The following is a 16,517-nucleotide window of genomic DNA, read 5'->3' on the forward strand; positions in this document are numbered from 1 at the left end:
CAGGCGACATACCGACAGTAATGACAATGACAGTGAAACGCAACTTGGCTCTAATCCTGACGGTGCTCCTGATGACAGGAGCCACCTCGGTGTATGCCCAGCCGAAGGATACGACGCGTGTGCATCGGCTTCCCGACGTGGTGGTCGACGGCCAGCAGCGTCGCATAGACAACTCGGCTCCCGTGCGCGTCATTGGCAGTGCCGACTATCTGCGCCTTGGTGTCACCGATGTCGCCGATGCCCTGAACCGTCTGGCTGGTGTCACGCTGCGCGACTATGGCGGTGCTGGCGGCATGAAGACCGTGTCGGTGCGTGGTTATGGAGCGCAACATACCGGAGTAAGCTATGACGGCGTGATGCTTAGCGAGATTCAGAGCGGCGAAATCGATGTGTCGCGCTACTCGATAGACAATGTGCAGAGTCTGAGTCTCACCATAGGCGATGGCGACGACATCTTCGTCACCGCGCGCCAAGCCACCACGCCTGCTGTGCTTGCCATCCAGAGTCTCACGCGGCTGCCAGCCGACCTCAAGCCCCATCTCACGGCGCAGATGAGGCTGGGCTCGTGGGGCTATGCCAACCCCTTTGTGCGCTACACCCAACGCATGGGGCGCAGCGTGGCACTCAGCGCCGTGGGCGACTATGTCTATGCCGACAACGACTATCCCTTCCGTCTGCGCAACGGCAATGTGACCACCATAGAGCGGCGCTCCAACAGCCGCATGTGCAGCGGTCATGCCGAGGTAAGCGGACTCTGGACGCCCAACGACCGCAGCAGTCTCTGGGCCAAGATATACTACTATGACAACGACCGCCAGCTGCCCGGCATCGTGCAATATTACACCAATGTGTGCGGACAGCAGTTGCACGACCGCAACTGGTTTGCCCAGACACGCTGGCTGTACCAGGCATCACAGCGGCTGTCGCTCCGGCTGACAGCCAAGGCCAACTGGGCTTCATCGGCGTATCGCGATACACTCTTGCCCGACCGCCGTGATGATGCTACCTACCAGCAGCATGAGTATTATGGCTCGGCATCCATGCTCTATGCTCCCTGCAGAGATGTGGAGATAAACTATGCGGCAGACTACTGCTACAACAACCTGAGCAGCAGTCTGGCCACCGACCGCAGACCCTATCGCCATACACTATGGCAGACGGCGGCGGTGAAGTTTCAGCGCCAGCGCTTTACGGCTCTGGCTCGCGTGTTGTGGACACTTTGTCTCAACGGAGCCCATCGCGGCGAGGCCCAGAGCGACATGCGGCGGTGGTCGCCTTCGCTCTCGCTCTCGTATCGGCTGATGGAAGACGAGGAACTCTATCTGCGCGCGTCGATGAAAGACATCTTCCGCGTGCCCACGTTCAATGAGTGCTATTTCCACCATTACGGCAGCCCCGACGTAAGGCCGGAAAACACGCGGCAGTATAACATAGGACTCACATGGCGCCACGCCTGGAGCCCCAAGCTCGTCGCCCAGGTGGCAGCCGACGCCTATCTCAACCGCATCAGCGACAAGATAGTGGCGGTGCCCTACAATATGTTTATCTGGCGCACCATCAATATGGCCAAAGCCCGTGGTATGGGCGTCGATGGCGAAGCGAGAGTAGAGTGGACTCCCTCTGCCGGTCACCGCATAGACCTGTCGGCATCGTACACCTATCAGCGTGTGGCCAACCGCACCGATGCGTCGTCGCCACACTATGGCAAGCAGGTTCCCTACCAGCCCCTCAATCAGGGCAGCGCTTCGGTGGGATGGGAGAACCCCTGGATCTCGCTCTCCCTGCACGGTCAGGCCGCCAGCGGCCGATGGGCTACGCCCAACCACTATGAGGGTACGCACATCGGTGGTTATGCCGACGTGGGACTTACCGCCTATCGCAATATGATGGTTGGTAAGACACGCCTCCAGCTGCGCGCCGATGTCGAAAACATCCTGGGCCATCAGTATGAGATAGTGGCGCATTACCCCATGCCCCGTACCCACTGGCGCATGAGTGTCAAAATGGAATTATAACAACAACTATAAACAACAATGACAATGAAAAAAAGTTTCTTAGCTATGGTGGCGCTCCTCGTAAGCGCTCCGCTGTTCTTCACATCATGTAACGACGACAACGGCCCATCCTTTCACTACGAGGTAGTATCTGACGGTGCCTTTATCGTCAACTCCGGCAATATGTACTCATCTATTGACGGTTCGCTGACAGGCATCAATTATGCCTCTAATGTTGCGGTGCAGAAGGTGTTTGCTGCCAACAACGGTGGACAGAGCCTCGGCTCAACCCCCAACGACGGACTGGTGTATGGCGACAAGATGTATGTAGTAGTCGATGGCTCGAATACTGTAGAGGTAATCAACAAGAAGACCATGCAGCGTATCAAGCAGATCAAGACTACCGAACTGCTGGGTGCCGCTGAAGGCAAGTCGCCCCGCCACATCATCGCTGGCAACGGCCACATCTTCTTCACCACCTATGGCGGTTATGTGGCTGCTGTCGATACTGTCAATTTCAAGCTCACAGCCAAGTACAAGGTTGGCTCTTTTCCCGAGGGTCTGGCTGGTTATGCCAGCAGCATCGTCGTGGCCAACTCTGACTATGCCAAGGGTCACGGCAATATCTCTATCATCAACCTCGGTACCGGCGAAGTGGAGACCCGCAATGTAGAGGGCATCAACAATCCCCAGAAGGTATTCATCAACAACGGCAATGTCTATATCCTCGACTGGGTGTACTATGAGGGTGAGTATCCCAACTCAGTAGAGAAGGGCGAAAGCGCCATAAAGTATCTCGCCGGAAACAAGGCTACCAAGGTGACCGATGCCTACTATGCCAGCATGCTCAACGGCAAGCTGTATATCATCAGCAATCCCTACGGTGAGGCCAAATACAGCGTATGCGACCTCAACAGCAATCCCTATCAGGGCACTACCACTCCGCTCAACCTCTCTGAGGGCGTCTTCTCTCCTGCCGGCATCGATGTTGACCCTGCCACAGGTGAAATCTTTGTTCTCTCTTACAACCAGGGTGAGAATGGTTATGCCGACTATTACAGCAATGGTTATGTGAAGCGATACAGCAAGAACGGAAGCTATATGTACAGTTATGACACTGGCGTAGGTCCTTGTGCTGTGTTCTTCAATGTAGGTGTGAAGACCATATTCGACAACTAAAACTGTCGCGATGAACCCTTTGCGCTCTATAATATATATAATAGGTATTGTTGCCGTCCTGACGTCGTGTCAAGGCGGCAACAATCGTGTTGCGACTCTCGAGAAGGGCGACACGGTGAGGTTTGACTACGCCACTCTGCTCACCGTGGTACGCTATAGCGACCATACCCATGTGGAGATAGCCAACCCGTGGGTCAAGGGAAGCGTGCTGCGGAGCTATGACATATCCCGCCCGCTGGGTAAGGCGGTGGTGACCACCACGGCACATTGCCAGTTGCTGACGTGGTTGGGCAAGACCGCGGCCATCGCCGGTGTGTGTGACAGCCGCTATATCGGAGTGGACGAAGTGAGGAAGAGACTGGCCGCTGGCAAGACTGTCGACTGTGGCAACTCGATGAACCCCGACGTGGAGCGCATCGCAGAGATAGGCGCCGATGCCATCATCGTATCGCCCTTTGAGCACAGCGGTGGCTACGGGCGGTTGGAGAAGACCGGCGTGACCATCATCGAAGCCGCCGACTATATGGAGCCTTCGCCGCTGGCTCGGGCTGAATGGATGAGGCTCTATGGCATCCTCTTCGGTTGCGAAGAGCAGGCCGACTCGCTCTTCCATGTCGTTGACAGCACGTATAATAGTTTGCGTCGCGAGGCAATAAAACTCCCCGAGGGCCGTTCTCTACTTATAGAGCGCAAGACGGGCAGCGTGTGGTATTGTCCTGGTGGCCGGAGTACGGTGGGCACGCTCATCGCCGACGCCCACGGACGCTATCCCTGGATGGGCGATGACCATAGCGGTTCGCTCACGCTCGCTCCCGAGCAGGTGGTAGAGCGCGGCGCCCATACCGATGCCTGGATGTTTGTCTATTCGGGCAAGCCCATCACGCTGCGTGATTTGGCGGGCGAGTATGCGGGTTACAAAATCCTCGACGCCTTCCGCCACGGCGAGGTCTATGGCTGTAATACCGACAGCGTCAATTATTTTGAGGAAATTCCCTTCCGTCCCGATTACCTGCTGCGCGACTATATACAGATAGTCCATCCCGGAGCGGGAAAGGGCGGGCTAAGATACTATAAGCGCATTGACTAAGACTATCTACATAGGACTGGCAGCGGCTATGGCATGTCTCTTCATGGCCGGACTGATGACGGGCAGCGTGTCTATACCCTGCTCGGCGGTGTGGCATGTACTCGTGGGCGACAAGGCAGCCGTGAGCGAGAGCTGGAGGTTCATTATCCTTGAGTCGCGTCTGCCCCAGATGGTCACTGCCATGCTGAGCGGTGCCTGTCTGGCCACTGCCGGACTGATGATGCAGACCGTCTTCCGCAACCCATTAGCTGGCCCCGACGTGTTCGGTATCAATGGTGGTGCCGGACTGGGCGTGGCGCTGGTGATGCTTCTGGCTGGAGGCAGTGTGACTCTGGGTACGCTCGGAGTCACGGGCAATGTGGCGATACTCGCTGCCGCCTTTGCCGGAGCCATGGCTGTGATGGCGATTATCCTGTTCAGCTCTACCTTGGTGCGCGACGGCGTGATGTTGCTCGTCATCGGTATCATGGTGGGCTATCTGTCGTCGTCGGTCGTCACTCTGCTCAACTACAGCGCCACCGAACAGGGCATACGCTCGTTCATGTTGTGGGGCATGGGCAGTCTGGATGGCGTCACCCCGTTGCTTCTGCCGCTCTATGTCACCATCACGCTGGCGGCACTCGTGCTCAGTCTGCTCATGGTGAAGCCCCTCAACCTCCTCTCGCTTGGCGACAACTATGCCCGCAATCTCGGGCTCAACACGCGGCGTGCCCGCAACTATGCCCTACTGCTCACCGGACTGCTTACGGCTGTGGTGACAGCCTATTGTGGTCCTATCGCGTTTATAGGACTGGCTGTGCCGCATATCGCGAGGCTCCTGACGGTTACCGACGATATGCGCCGGCTGCTGCCCATAACCATGCTCACTGGGGCGGTGGTCACCATGGCTTGTCATCTGCTCTGCTTTGTGCCCGGAGAGGCAGGCATGTTGCCCCTCAATGCCGTGACACCGCTCATCGGTGCTCCGGTAATCATATATGTCATCATCCGTAAACGATAAACCTTTAGACTATGAACAAGATAACCACCCGACGTGGTGACAAGGGTCAGACCGACCTGTTAGACCACCAGCGTGTGAACAAGACCGACTGCCGCATCGAGGCCAACGGCGAGATAGACGAACTCATGGCTCTCCTGGGAATGCTCAAAGCTAAGCCTGAGTTGCCCGAGAGTATGCGTATCAAGATAGAGCATATCCAGATGATGCTGATGGCAGTGATGAAGCATGTGGCGAGTTCGGGTGCTACGCAGGTCGACATCCTCCAGGCCGACATCGACGATATGGAACGCTACATGAACGAGACTCCCACAGAGGGTTGTTTCCGTTTTGTGCTTCCGGGACACTCGCCCATAGAAGCATTGATGCAGTTGGTTCGCGCGAAGGTACGCACAGTGGAGCGCAGGCTATGTGCCGTCAATGCCGTCATACCTCTGCACCCCACCGTGATAATCTACATCAACCGCCTTTCAGACTATCTATTCTTCATGGCTTCGCAGGCGTGAGCCGAGGTGCATGCGAAGTAGCCCAAAACCAAAACCGCCAGACTGTAGCGTATCTCTGCTCTTCAGTCTGGCGGTTTGTTGAATCTATTGTTTCTCTCGGCGTTATGAGTGTGCCGATGTGAACTCTTCGAGGAAACGGGTGTCGTTTTCGGAGAACATGCGCAGGTCGCTCACACGGTATTTGAGGTTGGTGATGCGCTCTACACCCATACCGAATGCGTAGCCGGTGTAGACCTTGCTGTCTATGCCGCACGCCTCGAGGACATTGGGGTCGACCATGCCACATCCCAAAATCTCGACCCATCCTGTGTGCTTGCAGAAGCTGCATCCCTTGCCGCCGCAGATGTGGCAACTGATGTCCATCTCTGCACTGGGCTCAGTGAAGGGGAAGTAGCTGGGACGGAGACGAATCTTGGTGTCGGCGCCGAACATTTCGCGGGCGAAGGTGAGCAACACCTGCTTGAGGTCGGTGAAGCTGACATTCTTGTCGACATACAGGCCTTCGACCTGATGGAAGAAGCAGTGGGCGCGGGCAGAGATAGCCTCGTTGCGATACACTCTACCAGGGCAGATGATGCGGATTGGAGGTTCGTGACACTCCATATAGTGCGACTGGTCGCCAGAGGTGTGGCTGCGCAGCAGGATATTCTTGGTCACGTCATCAGGATGCTGCTCCAGGAAGAAAGTGTCCTGCATGTCGCGGGCGGGGTGGTCGGCGGCAAAGTTGAGCATGGTAAACACGTGCTTGTCGTCGTCCATCTCGGGACCGTCGGCAAGGGTGAAGCCCATACGCGAGAAGATGTCGATGATTTCGTTCTTGACGATAGTCAGCGGGTGGCGCGCGCCAAGGGCGATGGGGTAGGGAGTACAGGTGAGGTCTACATGACAGCAGCTGTCCTCAGTATTCTCAATCTGCTCTTTCAGTTCGTTTATCTTGCCTTGTACGGTCTGCTTCAGTTCGTTGATTTTCATACCCACCGTCTTTTTCTGGTCGGCGGGGACATCTCTGAATTCTGCCATAAGGGCGGTGATGGCGCCTTTCTTGCTCAGGTATTTCAACCTTAGCTGCTCAACCTCCTCGGCGCTCTTTGCGCTCAGGTTTTCCACCTCCTTCAGCAGTTCTTCTATCTTGTCGGTTATCATAATTACATTAATATATTATAAATTCGTTGCAAAGGTAATATTTTTGGTGGAAAATAAAAAATATATCGAAATAAAGTTGTACTTTTGCAGCGATTTGAGAGCCCGGGACCTGAGATAGTGTACTTATTGTCCCGTATGGTTTTACGATTATTATAAAAGAGATTTTGAACATGAGAAAGTGTTCCTTACTGATGATGTTGGTGATTGTCGTTCTGGCAATCGCTTTTTCCACTACGGCATGTACAGACAAGAAGCCTGAAGCTGTTGACAGTGTGGCTGTGTCTGATACCATAGACACTGTGCCCGAAGACACGTTGGTGACCATGATAGAGGAGCAGCCTATGCCCAAGGCCGCCGACGAACTCTTCGACGATTTCTTCTTCAACTTTGCCGGAAACAAGAAGCTCCAGCGCAAGCGTATTGTCTTCCCCCTGCCCGTGTATGCCGAGGAAGAGTTTCTCCACAATATCTCTGCGCGCCAGTGGAAGATCGACCACTTCTTTATGCACCAGGAGTATTACACCCTGATTTTCGATTCGCGCAGCCAGATGAACCTGGTCAAGGATACCACCATCCACCATGCTGTGGTCGAGAAGATTCATCTCGCCGACGAGCAGGTCAAGCAGTATGTCTTTGACCGCATCAACGGCCTGTGGAAACTTACGAAGATTGTCCACCACTCGGCGCGCCGCGGATACAACGCCAGCTTCCTGGCCTTCTACAACCATTTTGCCACAGATTCCCTCTTCCAGGCCCGCAGCCTTGAAGACGAGGTTACCTTTACCGCCCCCGACCCTGATGACGACTTTGCCACCATTACCGGCACCATGCTCCCCGAGCAGTGGGACGCCTTCAAGCCTACATTCTTCCCCCACGGTACTATCTATAACATTCTCTACGGCCAGCATTACACCGAGAGCAGACACAAGATATTTGTCGTGCGTGGCATTTCCAATGGGCTTGAGATGGAGATGACCTTCAACCGCCGTCAGGGCCGTTGGCGTCTGTCAAGTTTCAGTTATTAATCTTCTTATACCCCCTATACCGATGAAGGATATCAGAGACCATTCACTCTTGGCGCACAATACCTTTGGTATCGATGCGCGCTGTCGTCGCTACCTCGAATATGCCAGTGTAGATGAGGCCCAGACCATCTGCCGCCAACTCTCCGCCACCGACTATCCACTGCTGATTATCGGCGAGGGTAGCAATCTGCTGCTCACTGCCGACTATCCCGCCACGGTCATTACCCCCGAGGCGAGGTTTGATGTGCAGGTGGTTGCCGAAGCCCCCGATGGAGAGACCGTAGATATAGAGTGCTGGGCAGGAACCACCTTCGACGATGTGGTGGCCTATGCCGTAGACCACGGATGGCACGGCGCCGAAAACCTGTCGCTTATCCCCGGCGAGGTGGGAGCCTCTGCCGTGCAGAACATCGGAGCCTACGGAGCCGAGGCCCAAGACATCATCGTGCGCGTCAAGGCTGTAGAGATAGCCACGGGCAACGTGGTCGAAATCCTTGCCGCCGACTGCGAGTATGGGTATCGACAGAGCCGCTTCAAGCATGAGTGGCGCGACCGCTACCTCATCACCTCTGTCGTCTATCGCCTCTCGCGCCGCTTCTCACCGCGTCTCGATTATGGCAACATCAGGGCTACGCTTACCGAGCGGGGCATAGACGTGCCCACAGCCCACGAGCTGCGCCAGGCCATCATCGATATACGCCATGCCAAGCTGCCCGACCCAAAAGTTGAGGGCAATGCCGGCAGTTTCTTTATGAACCCCATTGTTTCCCAGCACCATTTCGAGCAACTTCTTGCACTCTATCCTGATATGCCTCATTATCGCATCGATGCTGACCATGTCAAGATACCTGCGGGATGGATGATAGACCAGTGCGGATGGCGTGGACGTACCGTAGGTCATGTCGGGGTACACGCATGCCAGGCTCTGGTGCTCGTCAACCGTGGCGGTGCTACCGGTGCCGAGGTCGTGGCGCTCTACCAGACCATCCAGCGCGATGTCAAAGACCGCTTTGGCATTGACATCCACCCCGAAGTCAATGTGAAATAACCCCGTATACGCCCATGAACGAGCCTCTTACGTTCACTTTCTTGGGCACAGGCACCTCGGGTGGTGTGCCCTCGTTGGGTTGCAGCTGTGCTGTGTGCCGCAGCCATGACCCTCACGACCATCGGCTGCGCAGTGCGGCGCTGCTCGAGCATGGCGATACGCGCATACTGATAGACTGTGGCCCCGACATACGCCAGCAGCTTATGCCCTTCGACTTCCGCCCGCTCACGGCGGTGCTCCTCACCCATGTCCATTACGACCATGTGGGCGGACTCGACGACTTGCGTCCTTTTTCCACCTTTGGCGACATCAATATCTATGCCGACGAGACCACCGTCGGTGGCATCCATCGCGCCATGCCTTACTGCTTCACCGAGCATCTTTACCCCGGAGTGCCCCGGCTCAACGTACACACGCTCGAGCCTCACAAGCCCTTCCGCGTGGGCGACATCGACGTGCTGCCCCTGCGGGTGATGCACGGCAAGATGCCCATCATGGCCTATCGGTTTGGCTCCCTGGCCTATATCACCGACATGAAGACCATCTCCGACGAAGACCGACAGCTGCTCAGCGGCGTCGAGACGCTCGTGGTCAACGCCCTGCGCTGGGAGAAGCCCCACCACAGCCACATGCTGGTCGATGATGCCATAGCCTTTGCCCGCAGCGTCGGCGCCAGCCATACCTACTTCACCCACATGACCCACCAGTTAGGGTTCCATGACGAGGCCAATGCCCGGTTGCCCGAGGGCTTCGCCTTTGCCTACGACGGGTTGAGGCTGACCCTCTGACCGCGCACCGCGATGACAACCCCCGACGATATATACGAATAAAGCGTGGCCCGAGCCACGCTTTATTCGTTTCTGCTATCTTACCCTCAGCGTGTCGCCCACGCGTATCTGGTAGTCGGGGCCGAGGCCGTTCTTCTTGTACAGGCTCTCCAGGCGCATGCCGTATTTCTGAGCTATGAGATACATGCTGTCGCCGGCCTTGACCACATGGGGACGGTGCTTGAACTCCTTGGGCGCGCGCTTCTGCTTCTTCTTCAGATAGATGATGTCGCCCTTGTGCAGCGTTTCGCGTTTGTCGCGCTCGTTGTACTTGGCCAGCTTGCGCGCACTGATGCCAATCTCCTTGCTCAGCATCTTGAACGTCTCTCCCTCACGGGCGTAGATGTAGTAGTTCTTGTTGAAATAGTAGATGGGGTGCAGCGTAGGATTGTCGGGAGTGATGCGCTCCGTACCCGAGTGTCGGGCTATGTAGCGGTCGTAGGTCTTGGCACGGTCATACTGGTCGAGCCCGTAGAGTTCGATGATGTTGATGAGCTTGTAGGCATACTGCGGGTTGGTGGCATATCCGGCTGCCTTTAGTCCGTGTGCCCATCCGCGGTAGTCGGTCTGGCTCAGCGAGAAGAGCTTGCGGTAGCGGGGCTTGGTAGAGAGAAAACGGCTGTGGTCCTCGTAGCTCTCCAGCACCGTGTTGTAGGCGCGGAAGCACTCCTGTCTCAAGTCGTCGTCATGATAGGTGGTGGCACCGGTCCAGTCGTGACACTTGATACCGAAGTGGTTGTTGCCCTTGATGGCCAGGTCGCTTCGTCCGGCGCCGCTCTCCAGCAGTCCCTGAGCCAGCGTGATGCTCGCCGGGATGCGGTAGCGCAGCATCTGCTGTATCGCCAGGTCCTTATACTGGTTGATATATTGTTGGTATAGCGTGTTCCTGCGGGCCTGTCCGTATGACGACAGACAGAGCAGGAGGGCATATAGGAAAATACAGATTTTTCTCATGCTACTGATATATGTTTCTGCAAAATTAACGATAAAAGATGGATTATCGGCAGTCAGTGCCAAATAATTCGCAAAAAAGTAGCGCACCGCTTCTGCTCTCGTCGCCACCGATGGGAGCGTTTTCACCACCGTCGGGAGCGTTTTCACCACCGATGGGGGTATTTTTACCACTGATGGGGATGTTTTCACCACCGAAGCAGTCGTTCCAACCGCCGATGAGGGTGTTTTCACCACCGATGCAGTCGTTCCAACCATCTTTTCAGCCGCTCTCAAACCCACGAAGAGCATCCATAACAATATTGCAAAGCGTGAAATCACGGTTTCAGGCTTCGATTTTATTGTTTCGTGCTTCGATTTCTCCGTTTCGTGCTTTGCAAGGTACTTATCGAGCCCTTCCATGAGCTTGTTGGCGCTCACGCTGCCGATGCCGATGGCTGTGCAACAAAAAAAGGGGCTCACGCCCCCGATATCTTCGATTATTTTAGTTACTTTTGCAGCAACAAACCCTATAAGTATGACCACCGACCCTTCACCCATCGTGATATTGGCGCTCGGGTGCAACGTAGATGCGCCCGTCAATATGCCCCGACTCCAGGCTGCGCTTGCCGCCCGCTTTCCGTCCATCCGCTTCACGCGGCAGCTCGTCACTCCAGCTATAGGCATAGAGGCGGCGCCGTTTGCCAACTGCCTGGCGTGGATGGAGACAGACCAGGACTACGCCACGCTGCATGCCGCTACCAAGGAGATAGAGCAGCAGCTGGGCAGCACCCGTGAAGACCGGCGCGAAGGGCGTGTGGTCGCCGATGTCGACATCCTCTGCTGTGGCGGCTGCCGCTATCACGCCGACGACTGGCAGCGCCCTTACATCCAGACACTCATGGCCGAGTTGCCTCGTCGATGACTATCGCGACGCCCTCAGTGCCGCCATGTTGGCATAGCGTCGCTTCATCCACCGGTTGTAGATATTGCGCAGCCATATCTTGTGCAGAGCGATGAAGACCAGTCCTATAAGCATCATGATGATATACGACACCGTGTTGCTGCATACCAGTCTGAGCAGGCAGATGATGAGCATCGGTCCCAGATATACTCCAAAACTTACCAGCATCTGCACATAGTTGCCGTTGATGCCCGCCTTGCCCGTAAACTTGGTGTTGAGAGGCATGGTCTGCTTGTTGTATATCGTCAGCTGGAAGATGGTGAAGTACTGGAAGCCTGCGGTGAACACGCCGTAGGCTATCAGCATCAGCAGACTCCATTTGCCAGCTATCACCTGTGGCAGCATCAGCAGGAAAGGCCATAGCAACAGGGTGCTGTAGATGTAGTATTTGGTGCGAAGGAGCATCAGTATGTTCTCCTTGTGGGTGAGCAGACAGTCGATGTAGTTGCCCTCGTAGCTCATGACCTGCATCACCGTCATGGTGCCAAAGAGCAGATAGCAGTAGATGCACCAGAACGATGAGTAGTAGTCGCCGTCGTAGATGTCGGTAAAGACGATGACCATGCTGAATACCGCCACCATGAAGAACGCCGTTATCAGACCCTTGCGGGGGTTCTTGTTGCGCATCAGCAGCCGCAGTTCCATCTTGGCGTACATGCCTATCTCTCCATACTTGTCGAGATACTTCATCTGCGACACGTTGTGGGTCTTCACCGTTTCCTTCCTCAACAGTTCGCTGCGTACATGGGTGTACTGCAGACGGCGGTTGATGAGCGTGAGCACCACCAGCAGGGCTATCACACCTATATATATAAGTATGTTGCCACGCTCCATCAGCGTGCCGATGGTGGCGTAGAGGTCAAAGAAGTTTTCCCATCCCTTGAGCTTGCCCCACTTGAGCAGGATGGGCAGCGCCATGGTGCCATAGACACCCACGGGCATGAGCCACCACCACAGCGTGTCGGTGGTGAGGGTCTTGACGATGAGATACCACTGGCTGTTGGCGGCTATGAGCAACCACCACACCAGCAGAAACGCCAGCGACATCCACACGCCGTAGCTGAAGACGAGCGACATGAGCGTGAAGGGCACCAGGATGACAAACCAGGTGAAATTGTAGCGGGTCAGTATGGATGTGGCGACAAACGTGTCGATGCAGTCATAGCGTGACAGCGGCAGCAGATAGTATGGCTTTACTATCTGGGCTGGTGTCTGCTGGGCCATGAAGCGTGACGCGAAGTCGAGCAACAGCAGAAACGGGGCAAGGCCGAAGCAGAATTCGAGCGGGGTGGTGCCTCGGCTGTTGTTGGCGATAAGCGAAAGCATCACCGCAAGGAACAACATGTAGAGGAAACCGAAACTCATGGAGAACCAAACGATGTATTTGGCGGCGCGGTTCTGCTCATAGTTCAAGGCGCGACGGTCAGCCAGTTTGCGGTGATGGCGAAGCGTCTTGAATATCTGGTATCTGTTCATAACAAGCGTGGTCTGGTTGAGGATGGGGATAAGTGACTATCTCAGGTCGACCACCTCGGCGTGGGGAAATTCCTTGGCGTTGAAGGTGAAGACGCTGTCGGCCAAACGGCCAGCCTTGAAGTTGCGTACGGTGACGGTGGTCCACTCTTTGCCGCGGCGCATCTTGATGGTCTCGGGGTGCGAGGTCTTCTTGTCGATAAGGATATAGATTTCGGGCACGCTGTTTTTGGGGTTCCGAGCAGTGAGATGCACCCAGTAGGCCTTGCCTTTATCGGTAAGACCGAGGTTGTAGCCGGTCTTATACATATTGATAAATCTGTAGGGGTTCATCTGCAGCTGCTGGGCGGCGGTGGGGGTGCTCACGTTGACCTCTTCGGTCGACTTGAGGTAAGACCACTGTGTCTTGCCGTTGTACCATATTATCGAGTGGGGCGTTGTCACCTGAAACTTGTTGCCCTTGAGCGACAGCCGTCCGCTCACGGTGCCTGTCTTGGCGCTGGAAAGGGTGAATTGGGCTGTTGCGCCGTTCTTGTTGCTCACCACGGCAGCCGTCTTGTCAAGCACCTTGCGGGCTTGGGCGGCGTTCTGTGCGCCGATGGTGAGGGTGAGCATCACCATCAGTGTGATTAAGATAGTCTTTTTCATCATTTATCTGACAAAATACTGTTAAGTTGGTTCTCGTCGTTGACCAGCACCTGTCTCGGCTTGGAGCCCTGGGCTGCACCCACGATGCCGTATTGCTCGAGGAGGTCCATGATGCGTCCGGCGCGGTTGTAGCCGATGCTGAACTTGCGCTGGATGCTGCTGGTAGAGCCTTGCTGGTTGAGTACCACGTATCGTGCCACCTCGTTGAGCATTGGGTCCTTGTCGGCAATGGGCTCGCGGGGTGTGCTGGCGCCTTCGCCCTGCGACACGTCGACAGGCTCGGGCAGCTCCATAGGCTCTACGGGACCTGGCTGGTCTTCGATATAGGTGTTGATGGCGTTTATCTCCTCGGTGTCGATGAAGGCACACTGCACGCGCACTGGCTCAGAGCCGTTGAGGAACAGCATGTCGCCCATACCTATGAGCTGGTCGGCGCCCTTGCGGTCGAGGATGGTGCGCGAGTCTATCTGGGCTCCTACGCGGAACGCCATACGGCCTGGGAAGTTGGCCTTGATGTTACCGGTGATGATAGAGGTGGTAGGACGCTGCGTGGCGATAATCATGTGTATGCCCACGGCGCGTGCAAGCTGGGCTATGCGTGCGATAGGCAGCTCGACCTCCTTGCCGGCAGTCATAATGAGGTCGCCGAACTCGTCGATGATTACCACAATGTATGGCATATACTCGTGACCGTTGTTCGGGTTGAGCCTGTGGTTAAGGTAAAGAGCGTTATAGTCCTTTATCTTGTTCACACCTGCGGCCTTGAGCAGGTCGTAGCGATGGTCCATCAGTGTGCAGAGCGAGTTGAGCGTGCGCACCACCTTCTGCACGTTGGTGATGATGGGCTCGTCGTCGTTCTCGGGCAGACAGGCCATGAAGTGCTGGGCTATCTTGTTGTAGGGGGTAAACTCCACCTTCTTGGGGTCTACCAGCACAAACTTCAGTTCATTGGGGTGCTTCTTGTAGAGCAGTGAGTTGATGATGACGTTGAGTCCTACCGACTTACCCATACCCGTGGCACCAGCCACAAGCAGGTGGGGCAGCTTGGCAAGGTCTACCATGAACACCTCGTTGGTGATGGTCTTGCCCAGAGCCATCGGCAGCTCCATCTTGGTCTCCTTGAATTTCTTGACGCCCAGCACGCTCTCCAGCGACACGGTCGATTTCTTCTTGTTGGGCACCTCGATGCCTATCGTGCCCTTGCCGGGGATAGGCGCGATGATACGTATGCCCTCGGCGGCAAGGCTCATGGCTATGTCGTCTTCCAGGTTGCGTATCTTGGCAATTCGGGTACCTGGCGTGGGCGTAATCTCATAGAGGGTTACGGTGGGGCCAACGGTGGCGTTAATCTTGTCGATGCTCACGTCGAAATAGCGCAGCACCTCGACGATGTGGGCATTGTTGACCTTGATTTCCTCCATATCCACGGCGTTACCCTTGCCGGCGTTGTGGTCTTTGAGCAGACTGAGTGTAGGGAACTTGTATCGCGTGAAAGGCTCGCGGGGGTCAATGGGAGTCTTGCGTATCTCGTCGGCAGTGAGCGTCTTCGCCTGGGTGGCCTCGTCGCCCTTGGGCACCTCGATGGTCAGGGTGCTGCCCTTGGGCTCGTCGTTGGCGGCAGGCTCAATTTCTATATCGGGTACGGGCGTGGCGACCGTCGGCTCGTCGGGCGAAAGGTTCACAACCATAGCCCGAGACTCTTCTCTCACCTCGTCTTCAGGGTTGTCCTCGTTGCTGTCATCGCTTGTGTCCTCATCATCGTCGGCATTGACATTGGTGATGGGGGTATTGATGGTAAACTGGATTTTGGACGTAAAATAGCCCACGGGATTGAGCATCTTGCGGATGATGGTGATGGTCTCGGCGCTCAGATAGGTAAGGAAGGTGATGGCAGTAATGGCCAGCACCACCACCAGTCCGGGCGGGCCTATGAGGTTCTCCAGAAAGTCCACGCAGTACAGACCGTGTCTGCCGCCAGGGTTGAACACCAGATCTCCGGCGAAAGGCGTGAGAAACTTGGCCAGCGTCACCGAGCACCATACCATAACCACCGTGATGCAGGCAAACCACTTGAGCAGGCTCACCTTGTAGGCGCGCATCAGCCACAGTGCCACCATGAGCAGGAATACGGGGATGAGGAATGCGGCAAAGCCGAAGTTGACGGTAATGAGCCAGTAGCTGAGCATAGCTCCCAGCGACCCGCAGTAATTGGTAAACTGGCGGGAGAAATTCAGCCATTCGCCCGGGCGCATGTCGTCGAGTATGCTCTGGTCTGCCTGACCCGTGTTGAAGTAGGATACCATGGCGATGACCATGTATATCACGAAGCAGAGCACCAGTAGTCCCAGGATGAAGTCGACCTTCTCGTTGCTCAGTATGTTGACGAAGCCCACGGCCTCGCCCATTGATTTTGGCTTTTTCTCTGTTTTCTTCTTTGCCATTATATCGTGCGTGTTTATTATGTTGGTGTGTCGTAAATGGGTTCTCTGTCATTGATGGCAGTTAGCGTGTTGCCATGCAGCAACCCGTTGTATCTGCAAAAATACTCCAAAAAAGTCATATACGTTCACGAAATGATTATTATTTTCATCTTTAGCGTGTTTTTTTTATCTTCCTCGAGTATGGGTTGAACCGCCAGGACGGTTGTCGGTATCGTGGAAGTTGCCGTGATGACCATCGCTTGGCCGAAGGGCATA

14 protein-coding genes are annotated in these 16,517 nt (G+C 55.6%); 9 read left to right on the forward strand and 5 right to left on the reverse strand.

All coding sequences use genetic code 11. The annotated features are described in order from the left end of the window. Window positions 1-26: 26 nt before the first annotated feature. Genes CIK87_RS02085 through CIK87_RS02105 form a run of 5 tightly spaced genes read left to right on the forward strand, consistent with a single transcriptional unit; the run spans window position 27 to window position 5,763 of the window. Window positions 27-2,015 (forward strand): TonB-dependent receptor, encoded by a 1,989-nt coding sequence (locus tag CIK87_RS02085; RefSeq protein WP_094385174.1) that lies wholly within the window; start codon window positions 27-29, stop codon window positions 2,013-2,015. Between the two features lie 24 nt (window positions 2,016-2,039). Next, window positions 2,040-3,173 carry a YncE family protein gene (locus CIK87_RS02090; protein WP_094385043.1) on the forward strand — a complete coding sequence of 378 codons (1,134 nt, stop codon included), beginning with the start codon at window positions 2,040-2,042 and terminating at the stop codon, window positions 3,171-3,173. Window positions 3,174-3,192: 19 nt separating this feature from the next. Then, window positions 3,193-4,260 (forward strand): ABC transporter substrate-binding protein, encoded by a 1,068-nt coding sequence (locus CIK87_RS02095; RefSeq protein WP_254046190.1) that lies wholly within the window; start codon window positions 3,193-3,195, stop codon window positions 4,258-4,260. A 28-nt stretch (window positions 4,261-4,288) separates the two neighbouring features. Continuing rightward, window positions 4,289-5,260, forward strand: a complete 972-nt coding sequence (locus CIK87_RS02100; RefSeq protein ID WP_094385048.1) for an iron ABC transporter permease — start codon at window positions 4,289-4,291, stop codon at window positions 5,258-5,260. Between the two features lie 11 nt (window positions 5,261-5,271). Then, window positions 5,272-5,763 (forward strand): cob(I)yrinic acid a,c-diamide adenosyltransferase, encoded by a 492-nt coding sequence (locus CIK87_RS02105; protein ID WP_022311612.1) that lies wholly within the window; start codon window positions 5,272-5,274, stop codon window positions 5,761-5,763. 102 nt (window positions 5,764-5,865) lie between these two features. Here the strand turns inward: CIK87_RS02105 and pheS are convergent, their stop codons facing one another. Further along, window positions 5,866-6,906 carry a phenylalanine--tRNA ligase subunit alpha gene (gene pheS, locus CIK87_RS02110; RefSeq protein ID WP_022311611.1) on the reverse strand — a complete coding sequence of 347 codons (1,041 nt, stop codon included), beginning with the start codon at window positions 6,904-6,906 and terminating at the stop codon, window positions 5,866-5,868. A 170-nt stretch (window positions 6,907-7,076) separates the two neighbouring features. Between pheS and CIK87_RS02115 the strand changes: the two genes are divergently transcribed. Genes CIK87_RS02115 through CIK87_RS02125 form a run of 3 tightly spaced genes read left to right on the forward strand, consistent with a single transcriptional unit; the run spans window position 7,077 to window position 9,767 of the window. Next, entirely contained in the window at window positions 7,077-7,931 is an 855-nt protein-coding gene (locus CIK87_RS02115) for a DUF4348 domain-containing protein (RefSeq protein WP_022311610.1), read from the forward strand. Window positions 7,932-7,953: 22 nt separating this feature from the next. Then, complete coding sequence (gene murB, locus CIK87_RS02120; protein ID WP_094385050.1) at window positions 7,954-8,979, forward strand: UDP-N-acetylmuramate dehydrogenase; 1,026 nt, start codon at window positions 7,954-7,956, stop codon at window positions 8,977-8,979. A 14-nt stretch (window positions 8,980-8,993) separates the two neighbouring features. Continuing rightward, on the forward strand, window positions 8,994-9,767 hold the full coding sequence (locus tag CIK87_RS02125; protein ID WP_094385052.1) for an MBL fold metallo-hydrolase: 774 nt from the start codon (window positions 8,994-8,996) through the stop codon (window positions 9,765-9,767). Window positions 9,768-9,842: 75 nt separating this feature from the next. Here the strand turns inward: CIK87_RS02125 and CIK87_RS02130 are convergent, their stop codons facing one another. Next, a complete protein-coding gene (locus tag CIK87_RS02130; RefSeq protein WP_094385054.1) occupies window positions 9,843-10,760 on the reverse strand; it encodes a glucosaminidase domain-containing protein in 918 nt (305 codons plus the stop codon). A 514-nt stretch (window positions 10,761-11,274) separates the two neighbouring features. Here CIK87_RS02130 and CIK87_RS02135 point away from each other — a divergent pair. After that, complete coding sequence (locus tag CIK87_RS02135; protein ID WP_158214718.1) at window positions 11,275-11,661, forward strand: 2-amino-4-hydroxy-6-hydroxymethyldihydropteridine diphosphokinase; 387 nt, start codon at window positions 11,275-11,277, stop codon at window positions 11,659-11,661. On the opposite strand, the gene CIK87_RS02140 is transcribed toward CIK87_RS02135, so the two are convergent. Genes CIK87_RS02140 through CIK87_RS02150 form a run of 3 tightly spaced genes read right to left on the reverse strand, consistent with a single transcriptional unit; the run spans window position 11,662 to window position 16,262 of the window. After that, on the reverse strand, window positions 11,662-13,176 hold the full coding sequence (locus CIK87_RS02140) for a DUF5687 family protein (protein WP_094385059.1): 1,515 nt from the start codon (window positions 13,174-13,176) through the stop codon (window positions 11,662-11,664). A 36-nt stretch (window positions 13,177-13,212) separates the two neighbouring features. After that, window positions 13,213-13,824: a LolA-like putative outer membrane lipoprotein chaperone gene (locus CIK87_RS02145; RefSeq protein ID WP_022311604.1), complete on the reverse strand. Its 612-nt coding sequence runs from the start codon at window positions 13,822-13,824 to the stop codon at window positions 13,213-13,215. Continuing rightward, entirely contained in the window at window positions 13,821-16,262 is a 2,442-nt protein-coding gene (locus CIK87_RS02150; RefSeq protein ID WP_094385061.1) for a DNA translocase FtsK, read from the reverse strand. Before CIK87_RS02150 ends, CIK87_RS02145 begins: the two co-directional genes overlap by 4 nt. Window positions 16,263-16,517 lie beyond the last annotated feature (255 nt).

It is taken from the genome of Prevotella sp. P5-64, from assembly GCF_002251285.1.
GTDB lineage: Bacteria > Bacteroidota > Bacteroidia > Bacteroidales > Bacteroidaceae > Prevotella.

Coding starts and splice junctions, on each gene's coding strand:
- CIK87_RS02105 (WP_022311612.1), top strand. CDS start 5,272: ATGAACAAGATAACCACCCGACGTGGTGACAAGGGTCAGACCGACCTG.
- CIK87_RS02130 (WP_094385054.1), bottom strand. CDS start 10,760: ATGAGAAAAATCTGTATTTTCCTATATGCCCTCCTGCTCTGTCTGTCG.
- CIK87_RS02150 (WP_094385061.1), bottom strand. CDS start 16,262: ATGGCAAAGAAGAAAACAGAGAAAAAGCCAAAATCAATGGGCGAGGCC.
- CIK87_RS02125 (WP_094385052.1), top strand. CDS start 8,994: ATGAACGAGCCTCTTACGTTCACTTTCTTGGGCACAGGCACCTCGGGT.
- CIK87_RS02085 (WP_094385174.1), top strand. CDS start 27: ATGACAGTGAAACGCAACTTGGCTCTAATCCTGACGGTGCTCCTGATG.
- CIK87_RS02115 (WP_022311610.1), top strand. CDS start 7,077: ATGAGAAAGTGTTCCTTACTGATGATGTTGGTGATTGTCGTTCTGGCA.
- CIK87_RS02145 (WP_022311604.1), bottom strand. CDS start 13,824: ATGATGAAAAAGACTATCTTAATCACACTGATGGTGATGCTCACCCTC.
- CIK87_RS02135 (WP_158214718.1), top strand. CDS start 11,275: ATGACCACCGACCCTTCACCCATCGTGATATTGGCGCTCGGGTGCAAC.
- CIK87_RS02140 (WP_094385059.1), bottom strand. CDS start 13,176: ATGAACAGATACCAGATATTCAAGACGCTTCGCCATCACCGCAAACTG.
- CIK87_RS02100 (WP_094385048.1), top strand. CDS start 4,289: ATGGCATGTCTCTTCATGGCCGGACTGATGACGGGCAGCGTGTCTATA.
- pheS (WP_022311611.1), bottom strand. CDS start 6,906: ATGATAACCGACAAGATAGAAGAACTGCTGAAGGAGGTGGAAAACCTG.
- murB (WP_094385050.1), top strand. CDS start 7,954: ATGAAGGATATCAGAGACCATTCACTCTTGGCGCACAATACCTTTGGT.
- CIK87_RS02090 (WP_094385043.1), top strand. CDS start 2,040: ATGAAAAAAAGTTTCTTAGCTATGGTGGCGCTCCTCGTAAGCGCTCCG.